21 protein-coding genes are annotated in these 23,674 nt (G+C 54.1%); 14 read left to right on the top strand and 7 right to left on the bottom strand.

Features of this window, described 5'->3' with window-relative positions; translation table 11 throughout:
• Positions 1-149: 149 nt before the first annotated feature.
• Positions 150-374: an RNA-binding S4 domain-containing protein gene (locus E6072_RS04110; RefSeq protein WP_316693953.1), complete on the bottom strand. Its 225-nt coding sequence runs from the start codon at positions 372-374 to the stop codon at positions 150-152.
• A gap of 79 nt (positions 375-453) precedes the next feature.
• Here E6072_RS04110 and E6072_RS04105 point away from each other — a divergent pair, with 79 nt between their 5' ends.
• The 9 genes from E6072_RS04105 to E6072_RS04065 all read left to right on the top strand — a co-directional run bounded on the left by E6072_RS04105 (position 454) and on the right by E6072_RS04065 (position 8,678).
• Positions 454-1,215, top strand: a complete 762-nt coding sequence (locus tag E6072_RS04105; RefSeq protein WP_316693935.1) for a hypothetical protein — start codon at positions 454-456, stop codon at positions 1,213-1,215.
• A gap of 78 nt (positions 1,216-1,293) precedes the next feature.
• The gene (gene hisD / locus E6072_RS04100) at positions 1,294-2,619 is read left to right on the top strand and encodes a histidinol dehydrogenase (RefSeq protein WP_316693933.1); all 1,326 of its coding nucleotides are present in this window, start codon (positions 1,294-1,296) and stop codon (positions 2,617-2,619) included.
• Between the two features lie 18 nt (positions 2,620-2,637).
• A complete protein-coding gene (locus E6072_RS04095; protein ID WP_316693931.1) occupies positions 2,638-3,888 on the top strand; it encodes a dicarboxylate/amino acid:cation symporter in 1,251 nt (416 codons plus the stop codon).
• Positions 3,889-4,019: 131 nt separating this feature from the next.
• Positions 4,020-5,144 carry a histidinol-phosphate transaminase gene (locus E6072_RS04090; protein ID WP_316693930.1) on the top strand — a complete coding sequence of 375 codons (1,125 nt, stop codon included), beginning with the start codon at positions 4,020-4,022 and terminating at the stop codon, positions 5,142-5,144.
• Positions 5,141-5,740, top strand: coding sequence for an imidazoleglycerol-phosphate dehydratase HisB (gene hisB / locus E6072_RS04085; RefSeq protein ID WP_316693928.1), 600 nt, complete (start codon positions 5,141-5,143; stop codon positions 5,738-5,740). The genes E6072_RS04090 and hisB overlap by 4 nt, the downstream gene beginning before the upstream one ends.
• Complete coding sequence (locus tag E6072_RS04080; RefSeq protein WP_316693926.1) at positions 5,737-6,504, top strand: hypothetical protein; 768 nt, start codon at positions 5,737-5,739, stop codon at positions 6,502-6,504. The genes hisB and E6072_RS04080 overlap by 4 nt, the downstream gene beginning before the upstream one ends.
• On the top strand, positions 6,497-7,135 hold the full coding sequence (hisH, locus tag E6072_RS04075) for an imidazole glycerol phosphate synthase subunit HisH (protein WP_316693924.1): 639 nt from the start codon (positions 6,497-6,499) through the stop codon (positions 7,133-7,135). Before E6072_RS04080 ends, hisH begins: the two co-directional genes overlap by 8 nt.
• A 9-nt stretch (positions 7,136-7,144) precedes the next feature.
• Positions 7,145-7,870 carry a bifunctional 1-(5-phosphoribosyl)-5-((5-phosphoribosylamino)methylideneamino)imidazole-4-carboxamide isomerase/phosphoribosylanthranilate isomerase PriA gene (priA, locus tag E6072_RS04070; protein ID WP_316693922.1) on the top strand — a complete coding sequence of 242 codons (726 nt, stop codon included), beginning with the start codon at positions 7,145-7,147 and terminating at the stop codon, positions 7,868-7,870.
• A gap of 1 nt (position 7,871) precedes the next feature.
• Entirely contained in the window at positions 7,872-8,678 is an 807-nt protein-coding gene (locus E6072_RS04065) for a hypothetical protein (protein ID WP_316693920.1), read from the top strand.
• Positions 8,679-8,688: 10 nt separating this feature from the next.
• Here E6072_RS04065 and E6072_RS04060 read toward each other — a convergent pair whose 3' ends face one another.
• From E6072_RS04060 to E6072_RS04050, 3 genes are read right to left on the bottom strand one after another with little or no spacing between them, the layout of a single operon-like run.
• On the bottom strand, positions 8,689-9,708 hold the full coding sequence (locus E6072_RS04060; RefSeq protein WP_316693919.1) for a metal ABC transporter permease: 1,020 nt from the start codon (positions 9,706-9,708) through the stop codon (positions 8,689-8,691).
• Positions 9,705-10,442: an ATP-binding cassette domain-containing protein gene (locus E6072_RS04055; protein ID WP_316693918.1), complete on the bottom strand. Its 738-nt coding sequence runs from the start codon at positions 10,440-10,442 to the stop codon at positions 9,705-9,707. The genes E6072_RS04060 and E6072_RS04055 overlap by 4 nt, the downstream gene beginning before the upstream one ends.
• Positions 10,433-11,428, bottom strand: coding sequence for a metal ABC transporter substrate-binding protein (locus E6072_RS04050; RefSeq protein ID WP_316693916.1), 996 nt, complete (start codon positions 11,426-11,428; stop codon positions 10,433-10,435). The genes E6072_RS04055 and E6072_RS04050 overlap by 10 nt, the downstream gene beginning before the upstream one ends.
• Positions 11,429-11,669: 241 nt before the next feature.
• Between E6072_RS04050 and E6072_RS04045 the strand changes: the two genes are divergently transcribed.
• From E6072_RS04045 to dnaG, 5 genes are all read left to right on the top strand, one after another.
• On the top strand, positions 11,670-13,064 hold the full coding sequence (locus tag E6072_RS04045; protein WP_316693914.1) for a glycine--tRNA ligase: 1,395 nt from the start codon (positions 11,670-11,672) through the stop codon (positions 13,062-13,064).
• Positions 13,065-13,287: 223 nt separating this feature from the next.
• On the top strand, positions 13,288-14,424 hold the full coding sequence (locus tag E6072_RS04040) for a YibE/F family protein (RefSeq protein WP_316693913.1): 1,137 nt from the start codon (positions 13,288-13,290) through the stop codon (positions 14,422-14,424).
• Complete coding sequence (dusB, locus tag E6072_RS04035; RefSeq protein ID WP_316693911.1) at positions 14,414-15,628, top strand: tRNA dihydrouridine synthase DusB; 1,215 nt, start codon at positions 14,414-14,416, stop codon at positions 15,626-15,628. The genes E6072_RS04040 and dusB overlap by 11 nt, the downstream gene beginning before the upstream one ends.
• 35 nt (positions 15,629-15,663) lie before the next feature.
• On the top strand, positions 15,664-16,917 hold the full coding sequence (locus E6072_RS04030) for a deoxyguanosinetriphosphate triphosphohydrolase (protein WP_316693910.1): 1,254 nt from the start codon (positions 15,664-15,666) through the stop codon (positions 16,915-16,917).
• A 49-nt stretch (positions 16,918-16,966) separates the two neighbouring features.
• Positions 16,967-18,985, top strand: a complete 2,019-nt coding sequence (dnaG, locus tag E6072_RS04025) for a DNA primase (protein ID WP_316693909.1) — start codon at positions 16,967-16,969, stop codon at positions 18,983-18,985.
• Positions 18,986-19,084: 99 nt separating this feature from the next.
• Here dnaG and E6072_RS04020 read toward each other — a convergent pair whose 3' ends face one another.
• The 3 genes from E6072_RS04020 to E6072_RS04010 form a co-directional block, all read right to left on the bottom strand.
• Positions 19,085-20,059 carry a diaminopimelate dehydrogenase gene (locus tag E6072_RS04020; protein ID WP_316693907.1) on the bottom strand — a complete coding sequence of 325 codons (975 nt, stop codon included), beginning with the start codon at positions 20,057-20,059 and terminating at the stop codon, positions 19,085-19,087.
• Positions 20,060-20,161: 102 nt separating this feature from the next.
• Positions 20,162-20,947 carry a glucosamine-6-phosphate deaminase gene (locus tag E6072_RS04015; RefSeq protein WP_316693905.1) on the bottom strand — a complete coding sequence of 262 codons (786 nt, stop codon included), beginning with the start codon at positions 20,945-20,947 and terminating at the stop codon, positions 20,162-20,164.
• A gap of 260 nt (positions 20,948-21,207) precedes the next feature.
• Positions 21,208-23,577, bottom strand: a complete 2,370-nt coding sequence (locus tag E6072_RS04010) for a glycogen/starch/alpha-glucan phosphorylase (protein WP_316693903.1) — start codon at positions 23,575-23,577, stop codon at positions 21,208-21,210.
• Between the last annotated feature and the right edge of the window lie 97 nt (positions 23,578-23,674).

The raw sequence follows: 23,674 nt of genomic DNA, 5'->3' as shown, positions 1-23,674 counted from the left end.
GGGGGAGAAGTTTTATCCGAGCAGGCTAGGTGGGCGCAAAATTTGGAAAACGCCGCCACGTTTTCCAAATTTTTGGGCAGGAGGAAAAACTTCTCCCCCGCGCTTAGCCGAGCGCTTTTACCAGCCGCAACCCGTCATTTGCGAGGGAATTAACGGGAGACTTGGGCTCCGGTAGTGCCATTAGGGAGGTTGATCTGCACGATATCGCCGGGGGAGAGGGCGCTGCCGCGCCGGGTTTCTACCTCACCATTGACCGTAACCTCACCGGCTTGGATGAGCACGCGTGCCTCGGCACCGTCCTCTACCAGGTTCGCTAGCTTCAGGAACTGTCCTAACTTGATGGTTCCTCGCACTGGAATCGTCGGTAAAGACACGCTGTTATTATCTGCCACGCGATAAATGATACTAAACTGTTAGCAGTATGGCTTTATTGACGCACGTTGGAGGAGCTAGATGAGCAACCCCGAACCGCACGGATTCCCGCAAGGAGACCAGCAAAGCGGAGCAAACTGGCCTTTTCTACGGTCTGAGCAAGCACAACCGGTCGGCCAGCCGGTTGGATCCGAGCCGCAACCGGCTTTCCCGGCTCCAACCGCACCTAAGGCACCAGAGGTTCCCCAATGTAATCAGCAGTTCCCGCAGGCGGCAGCCCCTATGCAGGCGCAAACAACTCACCTTTCTGAAGAGCCCCTGGTTCCGGATACTGCCAGTGAGAATCCGCTTCCCGCGTCCGCGAATGAGAACGCCGTACCTGCTAAAACCAGTGCGGAAAGCGTAAGTGCGAAAGATGATTCCCGGACGTCTGCTGCGGAGATCCAGCAATCTTTGCGTCAACAGGCCTTGACACCGTGGTGGTTAGATGCCTTGATGGCCTTGTCCTTGGCCGGAGTTATGGTTTTCAACGGTTTTGGAATGTCAATGTGGCTGCGGATAGGTTCCCTGATCGCGATGGTGATCGCCCTGATTTTGGTGACTTGGTATCAAGGAGATGCCCAAGAAAAGTCGAACACTTTCCTTACCAGCACCCTGCTGGGAGTGGTTTGTGGCTTCTTAGCTGGGCTGATCGTGGTAGCGGCTTCCCTATATCTGGTGTCCCCGATTCCTGGCTGGTATCCCTGGGTGTTATGGCTGGTAAGTGCGGTACTCCTTTACTTGACCTATCGCGGTTTCCGGGATTGGGTAATGCGGAACTTACAGAAGAAGCACCAAAAGTAGTTTCACTATATAAGTCAATAGGTTCTATTTACTGGACTAGTCTGCGATCTGTCGCTATCAACCAACTAACATATCCCCATGCTGTCAATTACTGATTTCCGCACTACCATGCCTACCGGGATGGAACTGCGGCAGGCGCTACCTCGCGCCCAAATGAATATTGAGGACGCGGCAGAAAAGATTCGTCCCGTTATGCAGGCTGTGAAAACGCGCGGCGCCGCTGCTCTGAGGGATCTTTCGGAACAGTTCGATGGGGTTAGGCCAAAGAATCTGCGGGTACCAGTAGAGGAGCTCGCCCAAGCATTGGAGCAGCTAGATCCTGCCGTACGCGAAGCGATGGATATTTCTATCGCCCACAATCGCGCCGGACATCGCGCTCAGGTTCCCAGTGAGCGAGTAACCGAGATAATGCCCGGAGGGATCGTTAGGCAGCGGTGGATCCCAGTTGAGCGGGTAGGTCTTTACGTTCCTGGCGGGTTAGCCGTCTATCCGTCCTCGGTAATCATGAACGTGGTAACCGCCCAGGAAGCTGGCGTGAGCCAGATAGCAGTAGCCTCCCCGCCGCAAACTTGTTTCGGGGGCAAGGTTCATCCCACGATTTTGGCTGCCTGCCAGCTGCTCGGGGTTAAAGAGGTTTACGCGGTTGGCGGGGCGCAAGCGATCGCAATGTTTGCCTATGGGGCTAGCGGGGAAGAGGGCGTAGATCCCGATCCGCTTTGCAAGCCAGTAGATGTGATTACCGGGCCGGGGAATATTTATGTGGCGGCTGCTAAACGACTAGTGCGCGCAGTTTGCGGAATAGATGCCGAAGCCGGCCCCACGGAAATCGGGATTATCGCAGATAAGAGCGCTAATCCCACCCTGGTGGCCGCAGATATGATTTCGCAGGCCGAGCACGACCCCAATGCGGCCTCGGTACTTTTTACCGACTCGCCCCAGCTGGCTAGTGCCGTAGAAAAAGAGATTGTTCCGGCAGCGCAGCGGACTAAACATTCGCAGCGGGTTTGCGAAGCTTTAAGTGGACCCCAATCGGGAATCGTACTGGTAGCTGACATCGATAGCGCGATTGCGGCCGTCAATGCCTATGCGCCTGAACATCTAGAGATTCATACCGTAGAAGCACAGGTGGTAGCGGAACAGATTCGTAATGCTGGCGCGATTTTTGTCGGTCCCCACACCCCGGTTCCCCTCGGAGACTACCTGGCAGGCTCCAATCACGTACTCCCCACAGGAGGTACTGCCCGTTATGAGGGTGGGTTGTCAGTGATGGCGTATCTCAAACCGGTGCAACAAATTGAATATCAGCGTGGGGCTCTAGAAAAAATGGCGCGTCCCTTAACTGCCTTTGCGGACGCCGAAGATCTTCCGGCACACGAAGAAGCTGTTAACTGCCGATTTAGTTAAGAAAAGATAGGAATAAGTATGGCTGACACAAAAGAACGTATCCCCAGCGTGTTTAAACAACTGCTGTTTTGGGTGTTGGTGGCGATCGTGGCCGGGGCTTTGATCGGTATGATCCCGGGACTTCCTAAAGGATTTATTTCTCCTTTCGCCACTTTCAACGATATTTTCGGTAAATTCTTAAGTTTTTGTATTCCTTTGATCATTTTGGGGCTGGTGGGGCCGGCTCTAGCAGACCTAGGGCGGGGAGCCGGTAAATGGCTATTGGCCACAGTCGCGATCGCCTACGGCTCAACTCTTTTCGCGGGGTTCGGTACCTACGGGATTGCATCGGTGGTGTTCCCGCGGATCCTGACCGAATCGGCTCCTGAACTAAAAGAACCCAAGAATGCGGTGGCCTCCCTGCTGGGAGATAACCTCAATATCAACCCGGTGCTAGACGTTACCGGTGCGTTGATTTTGGCTTTTATCTTGGGGATTTGCATGGCGGCTCTGAACACCCCAACTTTGCATCGCGCCTACGCGGAGTTCCGGGATATCACCATGTTGCTGATTAAACGGGCGATTGTTCCGCTGCTACCGCTATTTATCTTCGGTACCTTCCTGAACATGTCCTACTCGGGGCAGATTGCGTTGGTCATCAAAGTGATGATCAAAGTGATTTTGGTGTCGGTGATCCTGACTGTGGTGCTATTGCTGCTGCAATACACCGTGGCCGGCGCGATTGCGAAGATTAACCCCTTCACCGCGCTTGGCCGGATGGCAAAAGCCTACTTCACCGCGCTGGGGACTGCTTCTTCAGCGGCTACCATTCCAGTGACCTATCAGTGTGCGCGCAACAACGGAGTTTCTGAAGAAATCGCTGGTTTCACGATTCCGCTGTGTGCCACCATCCACCTGGGTGGTTCCACAGTTAAGATCACTGCTTTTGCTCTGGCAGTTATGCAGATGACCGGGCAGCCTATTTCCTTTGGAAAAATGGCGATGGCCATCATTATCCTGGGGATTACTATGGTGGCGGCACCGGGGGTTCCCGGCGGCGCAATCGCGGCTGCGCAAGGCGTTTTAATGGGCTTCCTGGGATTTTCTCCTGAACTGTATTCGCTGATGGTTGCGTTGTATGTGGCAATTGACTCGATCGGTACTGCCACTAACGTGACCGGGGATGGCGCGATCGCCATAGTGGTGAATAAGCTGGCAGGTGGCTCGCTGGGTAACGAAAAAGGTAAAGCGATGGCCACCGCCGAAACCATGATTTCGGCTTCTGACTAAATAGCTACGTGTTTTGCCCTCGCCGTTTTTGTCCGGTTTCGTCCTTAGAAAACGAAATCAGCTAATCGGCGAGGGCAAAGCATTATCTGGGTATTGCCTTTAGAATGGGAGCCAGAAAGGAACGATTATTTATGGAACAGCCTCCCATGCTGCCACTGCGGGAAGAACTTACGCAGGTCACCCCGTACGGGGCACCGCAATTGGATGTGGCTGCCCGGTTAAACGTAAATGAAAATCCCTATCCTCCCAGTTCAGAGATGATTGCCGATATTTCTCGCGCGGTTAGCGAAGCGGCGGCGGGGCTAAACCGTTACCCCGATCGAGATTTCACCGCTCTGCGGGAGGCTCTCGGCGGTTATGTAAAGCGTGAATCGGGACTAGACTTTCCGGTGGAGCAAATCTGGGCAGCTAATGGCTCTAATGAAGTGATGTCGCAGCTGCTGGGAGCCTATGCGGGGCCAGGACGTACGGTGTTAGGAACCGAATATTCCTACTCGATGTATCCGGAATACGTGCGGGGCGCGCACTCGAAATATGTGACGGTTCCCCGACAAAGTGACTGGAATATTGATGTTGATGCCCTGCTCCAGGCACTGCAGGAAGTACGGCCTAGCGTGCTACTGTTGGCGAATCCCAATAATCCGACCGGTACTGCCAGCAGCCAAGCTGAACTAGTGCAGATTTTGCAGCAAGCGAAAGAAACCGGGCCGGTGATTTCCGGCAATCCCACTGCTACGGTGGTGGTAATTGACGAGGCCTACGGGGAGTTCCGGGATCCCGATCAGCCCAGCGCCCTCGCCCTCTTAAAGAAATTCCCGCACCTGGTGGTATCGCGCACTATGTCGAAGTCTTTCGGGATGGCGGGACTGCGCCTGGGATACCTGGTGGCGGCAAAGGAAGTAATCGCGGATATTATGCGGGTGCGTTTGCCCTATCACCTGTCTGCGCTCACCCAGGCGGCAGCAATCGCGGCCTTGGGGCATGCCGAAGAACAGCTCCTACAGTTAGCGCAGTTGCGTGAGCGCCGCGATAACTTGGCGTCATGGTTGGGGGCGAAAGGCTACACCGTTCCTAAAACCCAGGCTAACTTTGTGCTTTTTGGCCCCTTCCCGGATCGACATCAAGTGTTCAGTGATTTATTGGAGCGCGGGGTGTTGATTCGCGAGGTAGGTCCGGAAGGATTCTTGCGGGTAAGTATTGGCACCGCCGCAGAAGATCAAGCATTTCGTGAAGCATTCGAGGAGGTAACCAAATGAGCCGCAGCGGGAAAGTCACCCGGAAAACCGCGGAATCAGAGATCACGGTAGAAATCAATCTAGATGGCACTGGAAAAAGTCAGATTAGTACCGGCGTGCCTTTCTATGACCATATGCTTACCGCGCTTTCCAAGCATTCCTTGATCGATATGAATATTACTGCTCGCGGCGATATTGAGGTGGATGTGCATCACACGGTAGAAGATACCGCTATCTGCCTGGGAACAGCGCTGCGCGAGGCTCTGGGGGATAAAGCGGGGATCCGCCGTTTCGCCGATGCCACCGTACCGCTTGATGAAGCGCTAGCGCGGGCAGTGGTTGACGTGGCAGGACGCCCCTACTGTGTGCACCGCGGAGAGCCAGCTGGCCAGGAATATCACCTTATTGGCGGACATTTCACCGGTTCGATGACCCGCCATGTGTGGGAGTCTTTTGCCTATAATGCCGGGATCTGTCTGCATGTGGAGGTACTTGCTGGGCGCGACCCGCACCATATTGTAGAGGCACAGTTCAAAGCAGTAGCGCGGGCACTGCGGGGCGCGGTAGAAACCGATCCTCGGGTTAACGGGATTCCTTCCACTAAGGGTGCGCTGTGAACGCCGCAAACTTTCCCGATCCAGAGGATCCGCGCGATAAAGAACCCCGTGAGGAAAACTTGGCGGGCGATGATGAATCCGCAGCTAAACCAGAAGACTACTTCGACCAGGTAATCGCCCAATCGGGCATTAACGGGGAAGAGCTCGATGGATTTAGTGAAGAAGTAGACCAGGATTTGCAAGCCTGGCAACATTTAGAGGCATTGCCACCCGAGGCCGGAGATGTGGCGCTAGTGTTGACCAACCTACTAGAGGCTGTACCGCTAGCCACGATGATGGCAGCTCACCAGATTGATGCCCGGATCGTGGAAACTGAGTCCGGGTGTGTAGTGTGGAAACGCCTGACTCCCACTCCCGATGATGAGTTAGAGGCGCTGCTAGGGGAGGAGCGGCCAGTTTGCCCAGAGGCTGAGGAACTCGCCCTCGCGGTTTCAAAAATTACTCCCTATGGGGCGGTTCTGTTTGTTTCTACTTTGCGTTCGGATCGTGATGATGACCCGGGGGTACAGGGGCAGATTACAGCGCGCGTGTACTATGACGGGCAGTTTGACCGGACTATTCCGGCAGGTCCCCTGGTTTCTTGCGCTGATGAGCGGGTAGAAGATCTGCTACTCGGGCGGACTTCCCCCGAAGATTATCCCGAGATTCGCCCTCCCCGCCTGCGCGATTTACCGGGGATTTTGCTGCGGCAATTGCGGGGACTGCAAGAAGATAATAATCGCGGGGAAGACCCCGGTACACGGGAGGACAAGGGCGGTGACTAAACAGGTAGCGGTGTTCGACTATGGCTCCGGCAATGTGCGCTCGGCGGTTAACGCCTTAAAACGCGTCGGGCTCAAGGTTATGCTGACCAGTGACTTTTCCACCTGCCTGGAGGCTGATGGGCTACTTGTTCCCGGGGTAGGGGCTTTTGCGGCAGTGATGAAGGATCTGCATGCTCGCCGCGGTGACACCCTGATTGACCGGCGTTTAGCAGGCGGGCGGCCGGTGCTCGGAATCTGTGTGGGGATGCAAATACTATTTGAACGCGGCCTTGAGCACGGCGAGGACACCGCCGGGATGGGGGAATGGCCAGGAACAGTAGAAAAACTACGTGCCCCGATTCTGCCCCATATGGGCTGGTCAAAGATCCAGGTAGGGCAGGGTTCGCAGCTTTTTTCCGGGATTGCCGATGAGCGCTTTTATTTCGTGCACTCCTACGGGGTAACGGCTGATCCTTCCGGGCATTATCGGCAATCCTCGCGGATGAAACCCCCGATTTTTTCTTGGGGCACCCACGGAACCCCTTTTATCGCCGCGGTTGAAAACGGCCCGCTTTCGGCTACTCAGTTCCATCCCGAAAAATCCGGCGACGCCGGCATGGAACTGCTTCGTAACTGGGCACAAAGCTTCTAAGGGAGAACAATGCTAGAACTTTTACCGGCAGTAGATATAGTCTCTGGCCAAGCAGTACGGCTTCATCAAGGCAAAGCTGGCAGTGAAAAAGTCTATGGGGTGCCCCTGGAAGCTGCCCGCACTTTCGAAAAGGCCGGAGCCCGCTGGCTACACCTGGTGGATTTAGACGCCGCCTTTGGGAGGGGGAATAACACCCAAGTGGTGCACGACCTCGTTGAGCAGATAAATCTGCAGGTTGAAGTATCAGGGGGGATTCGTGATGACGAATCCTTAGAACGGGTGCTTAACGCGGGGGCACGCCGGGTAAATCTGGGTACCGCCGCGATTGAAAATCCCGAGTGGACTTGCCAGGTTATCTCCAAATACGGTGACCAGATTGCGGTGGGGCTGGATGTGCGCGGACATACGCTGTCTACTCATGGTTGGACTAAAGATGCCGGTGATCTCTTTGAAATGATTGCCCGGTTAGATGCTGCCGGTTGCGCCCGCTATGTAGTCACCGATGTAATGCGCGATGGCACCTTGACCGGCCCGAATACGCAATTGCTGCGCGAAGTATGCGAGGTAACTTCCGCGAAGGTGGTAGCCAGTGGAGGAGTGAGTACCTTGGATGATTTACGTACTTTGCGCGAGCTCACCAGCATTGGGGTTGAGGGCGCGATTGTAGGCAAAGCGCTTTATTCCGGGCAGTTCACCCTAGAACAGGCCCTGGTGGTTGCTAGCGGGAGAGCTTAGTTTGGAGATTTCCAGCCACCCCAAGACAGAATCTGCCGGCAGTAAATCTATGCCCGCCAAGCAAGAAAACGCGATTTTACGTGCCTTGGCTCGCCGTAGTAGTTCTGCCGATAAAGGCGAGATAGATACGACTATGGCGGCGGCTTTTAAGCTTAGCGGTCTAAGGCAACGCCTGGTAGCAATAGCGGCAGCTTTGGCAGATGGGCGCGTCATCTTGCCGGTATTACCCCATGCAGCCACATCGGAGGGCGATTGCCCCAGCGGGCAGCTGCCCCAGATTCACCTAAAAGGTGCCTCCTTTGCGCCGGCGGTGCCCGTTTATTCCTCGCTGGAGGCTATGAATGAGGCCGTAGCTGCGGGTTTAGGAAACAAACTCGCGCCCTCAGGGGGCAGGGAAGATCTGCCACGACCGTTACCAGTTGGCGCCCGCGCCCTCGCTATTGCCGCGCTCGATTCGCCCGGAAGGATGCTGCTAGATGAAACCTACCTGTTGCCACGCCCACTGCTGAATGCTTTGGCCTCCGCAGACACCTGGGTTCCCAGCTGGGACAATCCCACTTTGCTAGCCGGAATCGCCCGAGTAATCCGGCAGGTGCTTCCGGGAGCCGATTGGGAAATTGTTCCGCAAGTCGCCGGGCCAGATCGTCTATTGGTAGCAGTTGACCCTAATGTCCCGGGGCTGGTGGCGACTTTTCAAGCGCTGCAAAAAGGAATTAATTCCTTAGATATTTTAGAGGCCGCAGCGGATTTACTGGAAGTAACTCCGGTGCCGGTAATGGCGGAAACTAGTTTAGATCCCAGCCTTTGACCCGGCCGGTCTAATGATGCCCACAGTCGGCTGGTTCTTGCGGGGTTTGTAAATGCCGGCGATATACCAGGGGACGCAACGCTGCCGCCAGTGCGTACAGGATTATCAGCCCCATCACGATCGCCGATCCGGAGGCGGCGGCGGTGAAGTAAGAAAAGACTAGCCCCGCAATACACATGACCACTCCCAGCAGCATTGCCCATCCCATAGTGGCACTGAAGGAGCGAGCATAAATTTGGGTGATGGCTACCGGCACAATCATTAGCGCGGAAACTAGCAGCACTCCCACTACGCGCATGGCAGTCGATACCGTCAGGGCGCTAACTACCGCTAAGCAGATGGTCAGCAGCCTTACCGGAATCCCCGACGCCAAGGCGAACTCCTCATCGTTGCAGATAGAGAAAAGTTCGCGGCGCATCCCCAGGCCAAACACTAGGATCAGCACCGATAGGGCGATCGTCAGGTAAACGTCTGACCAAGAGACGGCGGCAATGGAGCCGAATAGATAGGAATTTAGCTGGTTGGTGGTGCCCCCGGCCAGGGAAATCACCAGTACCCCGGAGGCGATCCCTCCATAAAAAAGCAAGGCCATCGCGACGTCGCCGCTGGCTCCACCTTTGGCGCGCACTAGTTCAATAATCACCGCGCCGGCGATTGAGGCGATTACTGCTCCCGGGATCGCTAAAGCGTCCCCGCCAGCAACTTCCGTTAGATTACCAACTACCCAACCGAGCGCCACTCCGGTCAGAGCTACGTGTCCGATCCCATCTCCGAGTAGTGACAGCCGACGTTGCACCAGGTAGGTGCCAATAATTGGGGCGCTCAATCCCACCAGGACGGCCACGATTAGGGAACGCAAAAAGAAAGGAGAAGCCAATAAACTTGCCCAATCGGCTTCAAACCTCGGTAAGGATGCGAGAGTACCGCGGATAGCAGAGGGTGCGAGATGGCTAGGGGAGGGCGCGAAACTAAGTTGCAGGCTGGGGGTAGTTAGAGCCGGGTAAGAAATGCTGGTGGTGGGAGTAATCATTCCTGTTTCGCCTCCTCTCCCGCGAGCGGGGCTAGTGTCTTTGTTAAGTTATCGGAGGCGATCTGTCCAGATTCTAAGGTGATGGTTCGGTCGATTAAGGGAGCTAAGAAACCGTGCTCATGCAATACGATTAACAGGGTTTTACCAGTGGATTTAGCCTCAGCGGTAATGCCAGCCAGACTTTGCGCGCTTTGCCGGTCTATCCCGGCCAAAGGTTCATCCATAATTAGGAACTCTGGGTCGCGCACTAGGGCGCGCGCAATCAAAACCCGCTGCTGCTGACCACCCGACATAAACTGAAACTTTTTATTCTCCGATCCGGCTAACCCCACTTTTGCTAGCGCCTGGCGGGCCCGTTCCCGGTCGGAGCGTTTGGGGCCTAATCGTCCTTTTCGCAGTAATCCAGAACGTACGACTTCTAGGGCAGTAGCTGGAACGGTACCGAGCGCGCTTTTGCGTTGGGGAACGTACCCTACTTTTGCGAGGGCTTTGGCATAATTTTTATCGCCCACTCGGGCGCCAAAAATCTCTAGATTCCCCGAGGTTACCGGATTTAGTCCCACCGCGGCGCGTACCATAGTGGATTTCCCGGAGCCGTTTTCCCCGCATAGTGCCACGGTAGTGCCGGGGGTAATCTGCAAGTTAATATCTTCCAGGATCAAATTGCCCTGTAGGGCGACGGATAGATCCGTCGCCCTAAAAGGTAGAGAAGTTAGGTCCTCAGTTACTGGCATTTCATCGCTTTGCTCAATTTTTCCAGGTTATCGTGCATTACCTGCAGGTAATCCCGGTTCTTATCTACTTGTATTTCTAAGGGATCAAGTACTTCAGATTTGATCTGGAGTTGCTCGGCTAAAGTCTTGGTGTCTTTATCTCCGAGTGCGCTCTCCGAAAACAATACGTTGACTTTCTTGTCCTTGGCAATATTGGCGACTTCCTGTAGGCGAGTCAGTGAGGTTTCGGCTTCCGGATCCACTCCCTTTACTCCCACTTGCTCGAATCCGTAGCGATCTGCCAGATAGCCGTAGGCTTCGTGAGCGGTAACAGCGGTAGGGGTGGCGCATTTATTTAGGCCAGAGCGATATTCTTTATCCAGGTCAGCTAGTTTGTCTTGCAGAGCTTTTCCATTTTTTTCGAAGGTATCGCCGTGATCCGGGTCGGCCTGGCTAAGGGTGGCAACTACTTGCGGTACCACTTGGGATAGCCGCTGGGGATCTAGCCAAAAGTGCGGGTCGAATGCACCATGGTGGTGATGGTCGTGACCAGCATCTTCGTGTTCGTCCTCATGTTCATGTTCTGCTTCATGCTCTGCCTCGTGATCGCCCTCGTGGGAGTGTTCTGCTTCGTGTTCAGCTGCTTTGTCGGCAGATAGTTTTTTAAGCTTGGCGGCCTTGGCTACATCCAAAGTGTTCTTTGGGGCTGCTTCTTTTACCGCGTCGTCAACAGCGGCTTGAAATCCCGATAGGTAAATCAGCGCATCCGCTTGCGAGATGGTGGTGAGGTCTTTCGCTGATAGCTCGACCTCGTGGGCTTCTCCCGAGGGCGTCAGGTTGGTTACGTCCACCAGATCTCCACCAACTTGGCTGGTTACGTAGGCCAGGGGGTAGAAGGAGGCTACGGCCTCGACTTTCCCGCCACCGTCTTTCCCGTTTTTTGCAGTCGCTGAGCATCCGCCCAGTGCCAGAGCGGCAATCGCCGCGGCGCAGATTATTTTTTTCATTCTCTTTTGCATAACTCATAATATAAACGATAACCGTTATCAAGACCAAGGCGCGAAAAGCTTTCCCAGCGCACTAAAAACTTCAGGTGAAAGCAAATTTTCGGGTTTTTTGGAGGGTTAATCCTGCTTTTAGAGTTGTAAGTCACGCTCCAGCGTTCGGGTTCTGGAAAGTGCAGGCAACCCGGTAGAATCTGGGGTGGTAGCGCCTTGGCGCAGCAAGTTGAGCTTAAGGAGAAATACAGTGGCTGAAACGCCCTCGAAGTTGGATAGTGTCATCAATCTAGCAAAGCGACGTGGCTTTGTTTACCCCTGTGGGGAAATCTACGGCGGAACCCGTTCTGCCTGGGATTACGGCCCGCTAGGGGTAGAGCTGAAAGAAAATATTAAACGGCAATGGTGGAACCGGGTAGTGCGCTCGCGCTCCGACGTGGTCGGTCTGGATTCTTCGGTCATCTTGCCGCCAAAAGTCTGGGAAGCCTCCGGACATCTAAAGGCTTTTACTGACCCGTTGATTGAATGCACCGCCTGCCATACCCGTCACCGTGAAGATGACCTGCAGGAAGCATACGCGGAAAAACATCAATTACCCTCAGCTGATGAGGTATCCATGCAGGATGTGCCGTGCCCGGCTTGTGGTAAACGCGGACAGTGGACCGAGCCGCGCGCCTTCTCCGGGTTACTCAAGACTTTCCTGGGGCCAGTTGACGATGAAAAAGGATTGCACTTCCTGCGTCCGGAAACCGCGCAAGGTATTTTCATCAATTTTGCGAATGTGATGTCCTCTGCCCGGATGAAACCGCCCTTCGGGATCGGGCAGATCGGGAAGTCTTTCCGTAACGAAATCACCCCCGGAAACTTTATTTTCCGCACCCGCGAGTTCGAACAGATGGAACTAGAGTTTTTCGTAGAACCGGGAACCGATGAACAGTGGCACCAGTACTGGATTGATGAACGGCTAGCTTGGTATCGGGACTTGGGGATAAGTGAAGATAACCTGCGCTTATATGAGCATCCGCAAGAAAAGCTTTCTCATTACTCCAAGCGCACTGTCGATATCGAGTATGCCTTCGGCTTCCAGGGATCGAAGTGGGGTGAGCTTGAGGGTATCGCTAACCGTACCGACTATGACCTGGGTGTTCACCAGCAGGCTTCGGGTAAGAATTTGGATTACTTTGATCAATCAAAGGGTGAGCGCTGGACACCCTACGTGGTAGAGCCGTCTGCGGGACTTACTCGCTCGTTAATGGCCTTCATGGTAGAGGCCTATAACGAGGACGAAGCCCCCAATGCTAAGGGAGGAGTCGATAAGCGGACGGTACTGCGTCTAGATCCGCGCCTCGCCCCAGTTAAGGCTGCGGTGCTGCCGCTTTCACGTAAAGACGAACTGACCGGCCCGGCGCAAGAGATTGCCCAAGAACTGCGGGCGAACTGGAATGTTGAGTATGACCAGGCGGGGCAGGTTGGCCGGAGATACCGCCGTCAGGATGAAATTGGCACACCCTTCTGTATCACCTATGACTTCCAATCCCTTGATGACCAGTGCGTAACTGTGCGTGAACGGGACTCGATGGAGCAAGAACGGGTAAAGATTAGCGAGCTAACCTCCTACTTAGCTACCCGCTTGGTGGGCTGTTAAGGGCAGGGTGCCTTTGCATCAGCACCTAAGTTCTTCGCGTAGGGCTCGCCCGGACTCGCGAGCCCTACGTCGGGCTAGACTGATTTTAACCGCGCTGGTAGTACCAGTTTTGCTAGCGATTATTATCGGTATTGTCGCTCTTTATAGTCCGAAACCCCTAGGGGACACCCAGCCGGACTGGTCTCAGCAAACACCTAATCGTTTGAGTGGTCAGGTGACGGGCTTGAACGGGGAAAAATGTCTGATTGCGGGGCTGAAAATGCCGAAGGGGTCAGCTGATCCCACTAATGGATTGCCTGAAACCCAACCCTTGGTATGCGTGAAGGTGCTGGAAGGGCAATGGAAGGGTAAGGTCGTCCCTGTTAGAGTGCCCGAAGAATCCAAGTCTGCGATTCGAGTCGGTACCGCGGTGTGGATGATTTATGACACCGATGCCATGGCTACCGGTACCCCCTTCTTGTTTACCGATATCAAACGGGGGAACGCCTTAGCTATCATGGGGCTGCTCTATGTGATCATCGTGGTAGCGGTGGCGGGAAGACGGGGCTTCCTAGCGCTATTGGGGCTGGCAGCCTCCACTGTCGTGATCGTATTTTTTATCCTCCCAGCTCTAATGGCGGGAAAACCGCCCATGTTGGTGACCTTAGCGGGGGTAGGTGCCATCATGTTTCTCTCGGTTTACTTGGCGCACGGGATAACTATCCGCACGACTACCGCGCTTGTGGGAACGCTTTTAGGGCTGATGGTGACGGTGTTGCTCGCCTATGTTGGCACTCGGGCAGCCGGGCTAAGTGGAGCTAGTGACGAGGATGCCTTGATTTTGGGTACCCAGCTACCTGCCCTGGCGCTGCCCTCGTTATTTATTTGCGGGATAGTGGTGGCCGGTTTGGGGGCTTTAAATGATGTGACCATTACTCAGGCTTCCGCCGTCTGGGAACTTGATGAAGCTGATCCACAAATGCCGCGAAGAAAACTGTTTTCACGGGCGATGCGGATTGGGCGTGACCATATTGCGTCTACGGTTTATACCCTGGCTTTCGCCTATGTGGGCACGGCGCTACCAACTTTGATTTTGGCAATGTTATCGCAGCGTCCCTTCTTAGAGCTGCTCACAGTTTCCCAGATTGCGGAGGAAATCGTGCGAACCCTGGTGGCCTCGATCGGATTAGTGTTGGCGATTCCCGTGACTACCTTGGTGGGAACCTTCCTCGTAAAATTTGTGCGGGCGTCCTCCTCGCCCCGGGGTTCTCACTCCTCTTCCGGGGAAGATTTAAAATTAGATGAGCATCCAGCTGCGCATCTAGTAGGGGAGGATGCGATAATAACCACGCTTAAAGGAGGCGGTCGGGATGTCAACTAAACTAGGGGAAGTAACGGTTGGCACCCCCATCGCCCTGGCGCCGATGGCGGGGGTAACTAATGCTCCCTTTCGTCGCCTATGTCGTGAACAGGCCGTTCAGGCGTTAAAGGACTTAGGAATTACCTCCACGAGTGGGACGGCCAGCGGGCTCTATGTTTGTGAAATGATTACTGCCCGCGCCCTGGTGGAAGGCAATTCTCGCACTCTGGATTTAATTAAACCAGACCCGGAAGAGACCTTTCGTTCCGTCCAGCTGCACGGAGTAGACCCGGAAACTATGTATCAAGGCGCCCGAATTTTGGTGCGCGAAGGCCTGGCTGATCACTTGGATATTAACTTTGGTTGTCCGGTGCCCAAAGTGACCCGCAAGGGTGCCGGGGCAGCTTTGCCTTGGAAAATAGAGCGTTTTGGGCAGATAGTGGCGGCAGTGGCTGCTGGGGCTAGGGACGGCGAGAAAGATTCTTGGCGCGATACTCCCGTGCCGGTGACTGCCAAGATTCGTATCGGGATCGACACTGAACACGAAACCTATCGGGAAGCCGGCAAACTGGCACAAAAAATGGGGGCGAGTGCCGTGGTGCTGCATGGTCGCAGCGCCAATCAATACTATTCGGGCAGTGCTAATTGGGCGGCTATTGCCCGGCTGAGACAGGATTTAGAAATCCCGGTTTGGGGTAACGGCGATATTTTTTCTGCCGAGGACGCCCTGGCAATGCTGGCACAAACCGATTGTGCGGGGGTAGAGATTGGGCGCGGTTGCCAGGGGAGGCCGTGGCTATTCTATGACCTGGCCAGCGCGCTTAACGGCTCGGCTAATCGCGCTCTCCCTAACCTGGGACAGGTATGTGAAATGGCGCTGCGCCACACGCAGATGCTTAGTTCGTGGATGGGAAACCAAGAACGCGCCCTGCGGGATATGCGCAAACACTTGGGTTGGTATTTTAGAGGCTTCGCTGTCGGAGGAGGCTTTCGCCGCGCCCTCACCAGTGCTAATAGTCTGCAAGAGCTAGAGGAACTGTTTTCTACCCTGGATCCAGCCTTACCTTTCCCCCCAGCGGCAGAAGGTAAACGCGGGCGGCGGGGCAACCCCCGCAAAACTCATTTGCCCGAGGGGTGGTTAGCTACCCGAGAGGTAGATGCGGCGGCTGCCCGCGTCCTTGAGGCCGCCAAGCTCGATACTTCTCTAGATCAGGGCGGATATTAAACGGAAATACTTGCGCACAGGCTAGAGTGAAATATATGAAAACCGCGCCCTATTCTCCCCGTGACCGCGAACGCTGTCAGGAGGAGCCACCAAAATCATCGCATCGCACCGAATTTGCCCGAGATCGCGCCCGGATAATGTATTCTTCGGCACTGCGGCGTCTGGGGGCAAAAACCCAGGTGCTCGGGCCGGCCACCGATTCTTTTATTCGTACCCGCCTGACCCATTCGATAGAGGTTTCCCAGGTAGGCAGGTCAATCGCGCAGGAAATGGGATGTGACCCCGATATTGTAGATGCTGCTTGCCAAGCCCATGATCTGGGGCATCCACCTTTTGGGCATAATGGGGAGCGAGCACTCGACGAGGTTGCCCACGATATTGGCGGTTTTGAAGGCAATGCCCAAACTTTCCGCCTACTGACTCGCCTAGAACCTAAAGTTTTGAGCGCCGGGGGGCGCCCTCTGGGACTTAATCTGACCCGTGCCACTTTAGATGCGGTTTGTAAATATCCTTGGCTAAAAGGACAGGGGGCGAACAGCGAGTATTCACGCAAGAAATACAATTGCTACCGCGAAGATGCCCCGATCTTCAATTGGATGCGCAAGTTTTCTCCTCCGCATCAGCGCTGTCTCGAAGCACAGATCATGGATATTTCTGACGATATTGCCTATTCGGTGCATGATGTGGAAGACGCTATCCAAACCGGAGAGCTAGATCCGGCCACCTTGGGGGAAAGCAAGTCTTTAGATTTGGTGTATGAAACTACAGTTAACTGGTACGGGGACGCCCCGGGCGATGAACTTCAAGACGCCTGGAAACGGATTCGCTCCCTGCCCCAGTGGCTAGCTAGTTTCGACGGTTCCTATCGGGATATGGCGCGGCTAAAGAATATGACTTCCCAATTGATAGGGCGTTTCTGTTCTGCGGTTTCGGCCGCTACTTTGCAAGCGGCAGGAACCGGTCCCTTGCGCCGCTATGATGCAGATTTAGTTATTCCCGATGCGACCCTCGCCGAAATTAAGCTTTTGAAGGGGATAGCTGCCGCCTATATGATGGCGCCGCGAGAAACTGAACCTATTTATCTAGCGCAACGCACCACTATCTATGAACTTGCTGACGCCCTCTGGGAACGTCCGGAGGAGATGGAAGAACCACACCGGACTACTTGGCGGGAAGCCTCGGGAGATGACGGCCGGTTGCGAGCCCTAGTCGATCAAATCGCTTCTTTGACCGACACTACTGCTAACCAGTGGCATGCCCGCCTGTGTGGCATGTTCCGCTCTCTGTAAGATTCGGAACCCGTATCCTGTCCGCTCCGCCCTCGCCTATGATTAAGACATGGCTGGGTTAATTCGACGCGAAGATATCGATCAGGTGCGTGAGCGTGCCCGCATTGATGAAATCGTGGGCGAACAGGTAGCATTGCGTCCCGCCGGGGTCGGCGCCCTAAAAGGGCTTTGTCCTTTCCATGATGAACGCACCCCTTCCTTTCATGTGCGCCCCGCGCAGGGGTACTATTACTGCTTTGGATGCGGTGAAGGTGGGGATGTGATTAAGTTTGTTGAAAATGTTCATCACCTTTCTTTTACCGAAGCGGTGCAATACCTAGCCGATAAAACCGGTGTCACCTTGCATTACGAAAATACCGGGGCTGCAGAAAAGAAGGATCCTAACCGGGTGTCGCGCTCGCGGATATTGGAAGCCAATCGCAACGCCGCCCAGTTTTTTCGTTCCCAACTGGGTAGTAAAGAAGCGGTAGGGGCACAACAGTTTTTGAGCGCCCGCGGTTTCGATGCCGACATAGCGGCCAAGTTCTCATTGGGATATGCTCCTGCCTCCTGGGATGCGCTGCTATCATTTTTGCGTAAACGGGGATTCACTGAGCCAGAGTTGGCGGCATCGGGGCTGTTTTCTGCCGGGCAGCGCGGCCCCTATGATCGTTTTCGAGGACGGTTAATCTGGCCCATCTCGAATCTGACGGGGGAAGTAGTAGGTTTTGGGGCGCGTCGGTTAGGTGAGGACGATAAAGGACCGAAATATCTGAATACTCCCGAAACTGCGGTCTATAAGAAATCGAAAGTGCTGTACGGGATCGATAGAGCAAAGAAAGCGATCAGCAAGCAGCGCCGTATCGTGGTGGTGGAAGGCTACACCGATGTGATGGCTGCGCACCTGGCGGGAGTCGAATGCGCGGTTGCGACCTGCGGTACTGCTTTTAGCTCTGATCATGTGCAGATTGTGCGCCGCCTGCTAGGGGATAACGCTGATCCGGCAGCCGGGGTGTTGCTATCTTCGGGCAAGGCACGCGGCGGGGAAGTTATTTTTACTTTCGATGGTGATCAGGCCGGGCAAAAAGCGGCTCTGCATGCGTTTGGGGAAGACCAGGCTTTCGCTTCGCAAACTTTCGTGGCTATCGAGCCTTCGGGGAAAGATCCTTGTGATTTGTGGCAAGCACAGGGAGCCAGTGCGGTACGGGCTCTGGTGGATTCGCGCCGCCCCCTTTTTGAGTTTGTTTTGCGCACCACTTTGAAAGCCCATAACTTGGATACTTCTGAAGGGCGAGTGGCAGGTTTACGAGCGGCAGCCCCGATAGTGGGACGGATCCGGGATGTAGCATTGCGTTCGGAATATACTCGCCGCCTAGCTGGGTGGGTGGGGATGCCAGAGAATGAGGTGCGCCAGATAGTGCATAATGCTTCTCGGAGGCAAACTACCAGCACGTCAGGTGCAAGAAATAGTATGGCAGCCAGCCCCTATGGGGCCAGCGGAGCCGTCGGATCTGGACAAGGCGGTAACTCTGCCACGCCCGGTGTGCCTGGGGCGATTAGCTTGCCGGACAGTTCCGATCCAGTTGCCAGTCTGGAAAGACAAGCTCTGGAGTGCTTATTACAGTTGCCAGCCAGCCTATTTGGGCTCGGGGTGGAAACGGTGTCTCCGGCTGCTTTTCGGGTACCCATGTTTAGCGCCCTTTTCGCGGCGGTTTCTTCCCTGGGCGGATTAGACCAATATGCGGAGCTTTGGCGAGGAGCCGAGGACGAATTGGGGCGCAAAGGGCAGCGGGCGATCTTGCTAGCAAATAAACGGTGGGTGGAAGTTGTAGGATCGAGTGTCTCTGCGCAACTAAAAAGATTGGTGTCGGCGCTGGTGGTTTCGCCCCTTCCTCAAGATGAACCAGCGCGCCTAAATGACTATGCCCGCGGAGTGTGGGGGGCGATGATTCGCGGTGATCTTGCCCGTCAAATTGCCGATACTAAGGCGCAGCTGCAACGCTGTGATCCGCAAGATGAGCGCTATCAACAGATTTTTACCGAATTAATGAGCTTAGAAAATCGCCGTCGCCAGTTAACCCAAAACTAGTAGCCGGCTCCTGCCCGCAGCGGAAGCGGTGTGGCATCGCTGTGGGCAGCACTTAGTAGTGCTGCCCACAAATGACTACCAATAATTTGCTGCCCAGATTTAAAGCAATTGGGCTCGCAATTCCTCAGGGGAGGACGGGGAATACCAAGCGGGAGGAAGATCGAGGACGCTGGCGGCTCCGCGATGTCCATGCTGGTGTAGGCGAACTAGGGCGCGAGCGCTGGCGGTCACCATAGACCCGGTGAAATCCGGGTTAGAGTCCAGTTGCAGCTGGAAGCGAGCCAAGTGTTTAACCTCCTCGCGGGTATGCCCTACCCGGATCACTTCCCCGCCATGGGGCATCCCGGCGTGATCATCCGCCAGTTCCTGGGCAGAAATAAAGTTCACGGTGGTTTCATAGTCTGCGAAATACTTCGGCATTTCTTTAATTTCTCGGGCAATCCGTTCTTTATCTGCGCCCTCGGCGGCAACCACATAGCATAGGCGCGAGTGTTTATCTGCCGTGGTCAGCTGGGGGTTCTCTCCGCTTTCTACCGCTTTGATTGCCGCTTCGTTGGGGATAGTGTATTGCACTGCGCCCTCGACACCTTCAATCCGGCGAATCGCGTCCGAGTGTCCCTGAGATACCCCGCGTCCCCAGAAAGTTTGGGTATAGCCATTCGGGAGTACCGATTCGCTTACTACCCTGGCAATCGAGAACAGCCCCGGATCCCAACCGGTAGAAATCAGGGCAGAATGTCCCGCCTTTTTCGCGGCAGTATCCATATCTGCGAAATAGGCGGGAATATCGGAGTGAGTATCAAAAGAATCAACAGTGTTAAAGTATTTAACCGCTGCCGGTCCTTGGGTACGTAAATCGGTGGCGCTGCCTCCACAACAAATACACGCATCAACTTTTCCGGAAAAATCTGCCATCTGCGAGACAGAATAAACCGGGGTTCCGGCAGTTTCTAAATCTTTAGGATCCCGGCGAGTAAATACCGCGACTGCCTGCATATCTTCAGCGGCATTAACTGCTCTTTCAACCGCGCGTCCTAAATTCCCATATCCATTGATGGCCACTTTTATAGTCATAGCCAGATACTACAAGTTGCACCCTGTTAGATGTGAAAACTGCCCAAAACCTAGACAGGGACAAGTCTAAGTTTTGGGCAGGACGGCAGTTAGGTAAGTCGCTTAGTAGCTGAGCGGCAAATCCGGGTATTCAGCTTGCCAGGTTTGCCGATAGTAATCGGTTAGTTGCAATTTGCTGGCGGCAGCTTCATCAGCGATGATGATGGCGTTTAGGTGGTACTGCAAAATGGAGGCGGGCCAAAAAGCACTGACCGCGCCCTCTACCGTTGCGGCAACGGCATCGGCTTTTTGGGAGCCGAAAGCCAGCAATACTGCTTGACCTGATTTCATGATGGTAGATAGCCCCTGCGTGACTGCCTGCTTGGGGACATTAGCTTCATCGTTATCGAAGAAGCGGGCATTGTCGGCAATAGTTTGGGCAGTTAAGGTCACCACATTTGTGGGGTTAGCCAGGCAGCCGGTCGGTTCATTAAAACCGATATGTCCATCGGCACCGATACCTAGGATCTGTAAATCAACTCCGGGAGCGATTTCTGCTTCATAATCGCGGGCAGCCTGGTGAGGGTCGGACGCAGAGCCAGCGGGGGTGTGTAAATTTTCGTCCTTTAGACCGGTCTTTTCGCTGCCAACCAGTTCGCGGCGCAATACGTTACGGTAGCGTTCGGGGTGGTCGGGAGCGATCCCGACATATTCATCTAAAGCCCAGGCAGTGCATTCTTCCAGGCTGAACTGTCCTTGCGCGTGGGCGGCGCGTAGCTCAGCGTATAGTCCTTCCGGGGTAGACCCAGTTGCTACCCCCAACCTAAATCCCGGTTTGACCTGGGGAATAATCAGTTTTGCCGCTAGTTTGGAGGCATCTTCGGGGGTGGGGGTAATCGCAATATGCATACAGATCTCCTTTGGTAGGACTTTTCCATCGTTGGCTATTGAAAGTCCCTTTTATTATTTCACACTGCTACTTACTTGTTACTTTGCTGCCCGAAAACCGGAAAAATACTGATTTGCAGAGGAAAAATGCGGGTGGGGAAGTAGCTTCCCCACCCGCAGGCGTTCTATTAAGTTGTGATTTCTTGCTAGGAATTCGCGGTTACTTCCGGGTGAACCTAGTAGCAATAATTAGCAACACCCGGCTCTTACCTGGGGTGACGCTAGATCTTTTCGCTTTCTAGCTTCCACACCTGTTCAGCATAGTCATTGATGGTGCGATCAGCGCTGAAGCGTCCGGATTCACAGATATTGATCCAGCATTTACGCGCCCATTCAATTTGGTCAGCGTATTCGAGGGCGGCGCGATCACGCACTTCCCGGTAATCAGCGAAATCACCCAGTACGTAGTACACGTCCGCAGGTTCGTATCCGTTGGAATCTAGTAGCGAACCCAGCAGATCATGGAACAGACCGGTACCGCCATCGTCTAAAGTGCCATCAACAAACGCATCCAGAGTCCGTTTAAGTCCCGGCACGGTTTCATAGAGCTTGCGCGGATCGTAAGTGCGCCGCAGCTCTGGCAGTTCTTCCTCTTTCGCGCCGAAAATGTAGGCGTTTTCTTCCCCAACTGAATCCACGATCTCTACATTCGCGCCATCTAAAGTACCCAGGCAAAGCGCCCCGTTCATCATGAACTTCATATTGGAAGTTCCCGAAGCCTCTTTACCAGCAGTAGAAATCTGTTCGTGAATATCGGCAGCAGGAATAATATGCTCCGCCGGGGAAACATTGTAGTTCTCGACAAATACTACTTGGATAACTTTAGAAACCTCAGGGTCACTAGCGACCAGTTCCCCAATAGTGTTGATCAGTTTAATAATCGCTTTGGCTCGAACGTAACCGGGAGCAGCCTTAGCCCCAAAAATGAATACTCTATGCGGCCAAGGTTTCTGCGGATTGTCTTTGATTCGGAAATACAAATCCAAAATATAGAGCGCGTTCAGCAACTGACGTTTATACTCGTGTAAACGTTTAATCTGCACATCGAAAATCGCAGATGGATCAATCTTTTGTCCGGAGCGCTGCTCCAGCCACTGGGCAAAGTCTCGTTTATTATCGGCCTTTACCCCTAGTAGCTGAGCCATTAGATCCGAGTCATCAGCCAGCTTACGTAGGCTCTTGAGCTGATCCATATCGGTAACCCAGTCAGTAGAGCCCAGCTTTTCGGTAAGTAGGTTAGCTAGACGGGGATTGCACTGTTTTAGCCAGCGCCGCGGGGTAACTCCATTAGTTTTGTTATTAAACTTTTGTGGCCAAATCTCGTACCAGTCTTTTAAGGTTTGCCGCTTAATGATTTCGGTATGCAGAGCAGCCACCCCGTTAATTGAAAATGCTGCGTAGCAGGCAATCCAAGCCATGTGGATACGGCCACCATGAATCGGAGACATATAGTCAATCCGGGCAGCGTCAAAGCCCAGTGCCTCCAGTTCCATCCGGAAACGACGGTCAATCTCGGCTACGATCTCCAGAATCCGGGGGAATAGCCGCTGGAAGATTGCGTATTCCCAGGTTTCTAGAGCTTCAGCGAGCACCGTGTGGTTGGTATAGGCAAAGGTGTTCTGTACGATTTGCCAGGCATCTTCCCAGTCCATCCCGTGTTCGTCGAGCAGAATCCGCATCAATTCCGGAATCGCCAATACTGGGTGGGTATCATTTAGCTGGATACAGTTGTATTTCGCGAAATCGTGCAGGTCATCACCGTGATGGTTAATGTAGTTTTCTACCATGTCCTGCAGAGAGGCAGATACAAAGAAGTACTGTTGACGTACCCGCAATACTTTGCCCTCGAAAGTAGTGTCATTCGGGTACAGAACCCGGCACAGGTCAGCCACTCGTTCCCGCTCAATAATCGCATCGGTGAAACGTTGCGAATTGAAAGCCTCATAGTCGAACTCTTCCATCGGTTCTGACTTCCACAAACGCAAAGTATTTACGTTATCGGTGCCATAGCCGGTGATCGGCATATCGTAGGGAATCGCCCGCACCTGCATATCTGCAAAGTTGATAAACCGGGGCTCTTCCTCGCGGCGAATAACGAAAGGATAGCCTTCCTCCATCCACGGATCCGGATGCTCACGCTGGTTACCGTTTTCAAAGGCTTGTTTAAATAGTCCGTAACGGTACAAGATTCCGTATCCGCGCACTGGCAGGTTCATAGTGGCGCAAGAATCCAGGAAACAGGCAGCTAGGCGCCCCAATCCTCCATTACCGAGGGAGGCATCGTGTTCGGCCTCCAGAACGTCGGTGAGATTCATACCGAAGGCGTTAGTAGCCTCTTTCGCCTGTTCTAATAGTTCCAGGTTATCCAGGTTGTTGAGCAGGGCTCTGCCCATTAGGAACTCAGCCGAGAAGTAATGCTCTTGGCGTCCCGCGGCATACTTTTGGGTGGTTGCTTCCCAGTTTTCTGCGATACGTTCTACAATCGCTTGCGACATTCCAGTCCAAAACTCCATAGGAGTGGAGTCTTCAGCGCGACGACCAGAAATAGAACGGGTAAATGAACCTAAAGAATGGGTAAGGTTGTCTGCCATATTCAATCTCCTTACAAGGCGTACAATTCTAAGGCTATCGGTTAAAGGGAAAATGACCGACTTAAATCCACTATTTTGGCAGTGGCATTAGTTACAC

It is taken from the genome of Varibaculum cambriense (assembly GCF_032557235.1).
GTDB classification, from domain to species: domain Bacteria; phylum Actinomycetota; class Actinomycetes; order Actinomycetales; family Actinomycetaceae; genus Varibaculum; species Varibaculum cambriense_C.
The sequence above is the reverse complement of the archived record's forward strand: the minus strand, read 5'-3'. Positions and strand labels throughout refer to the sequence as shown.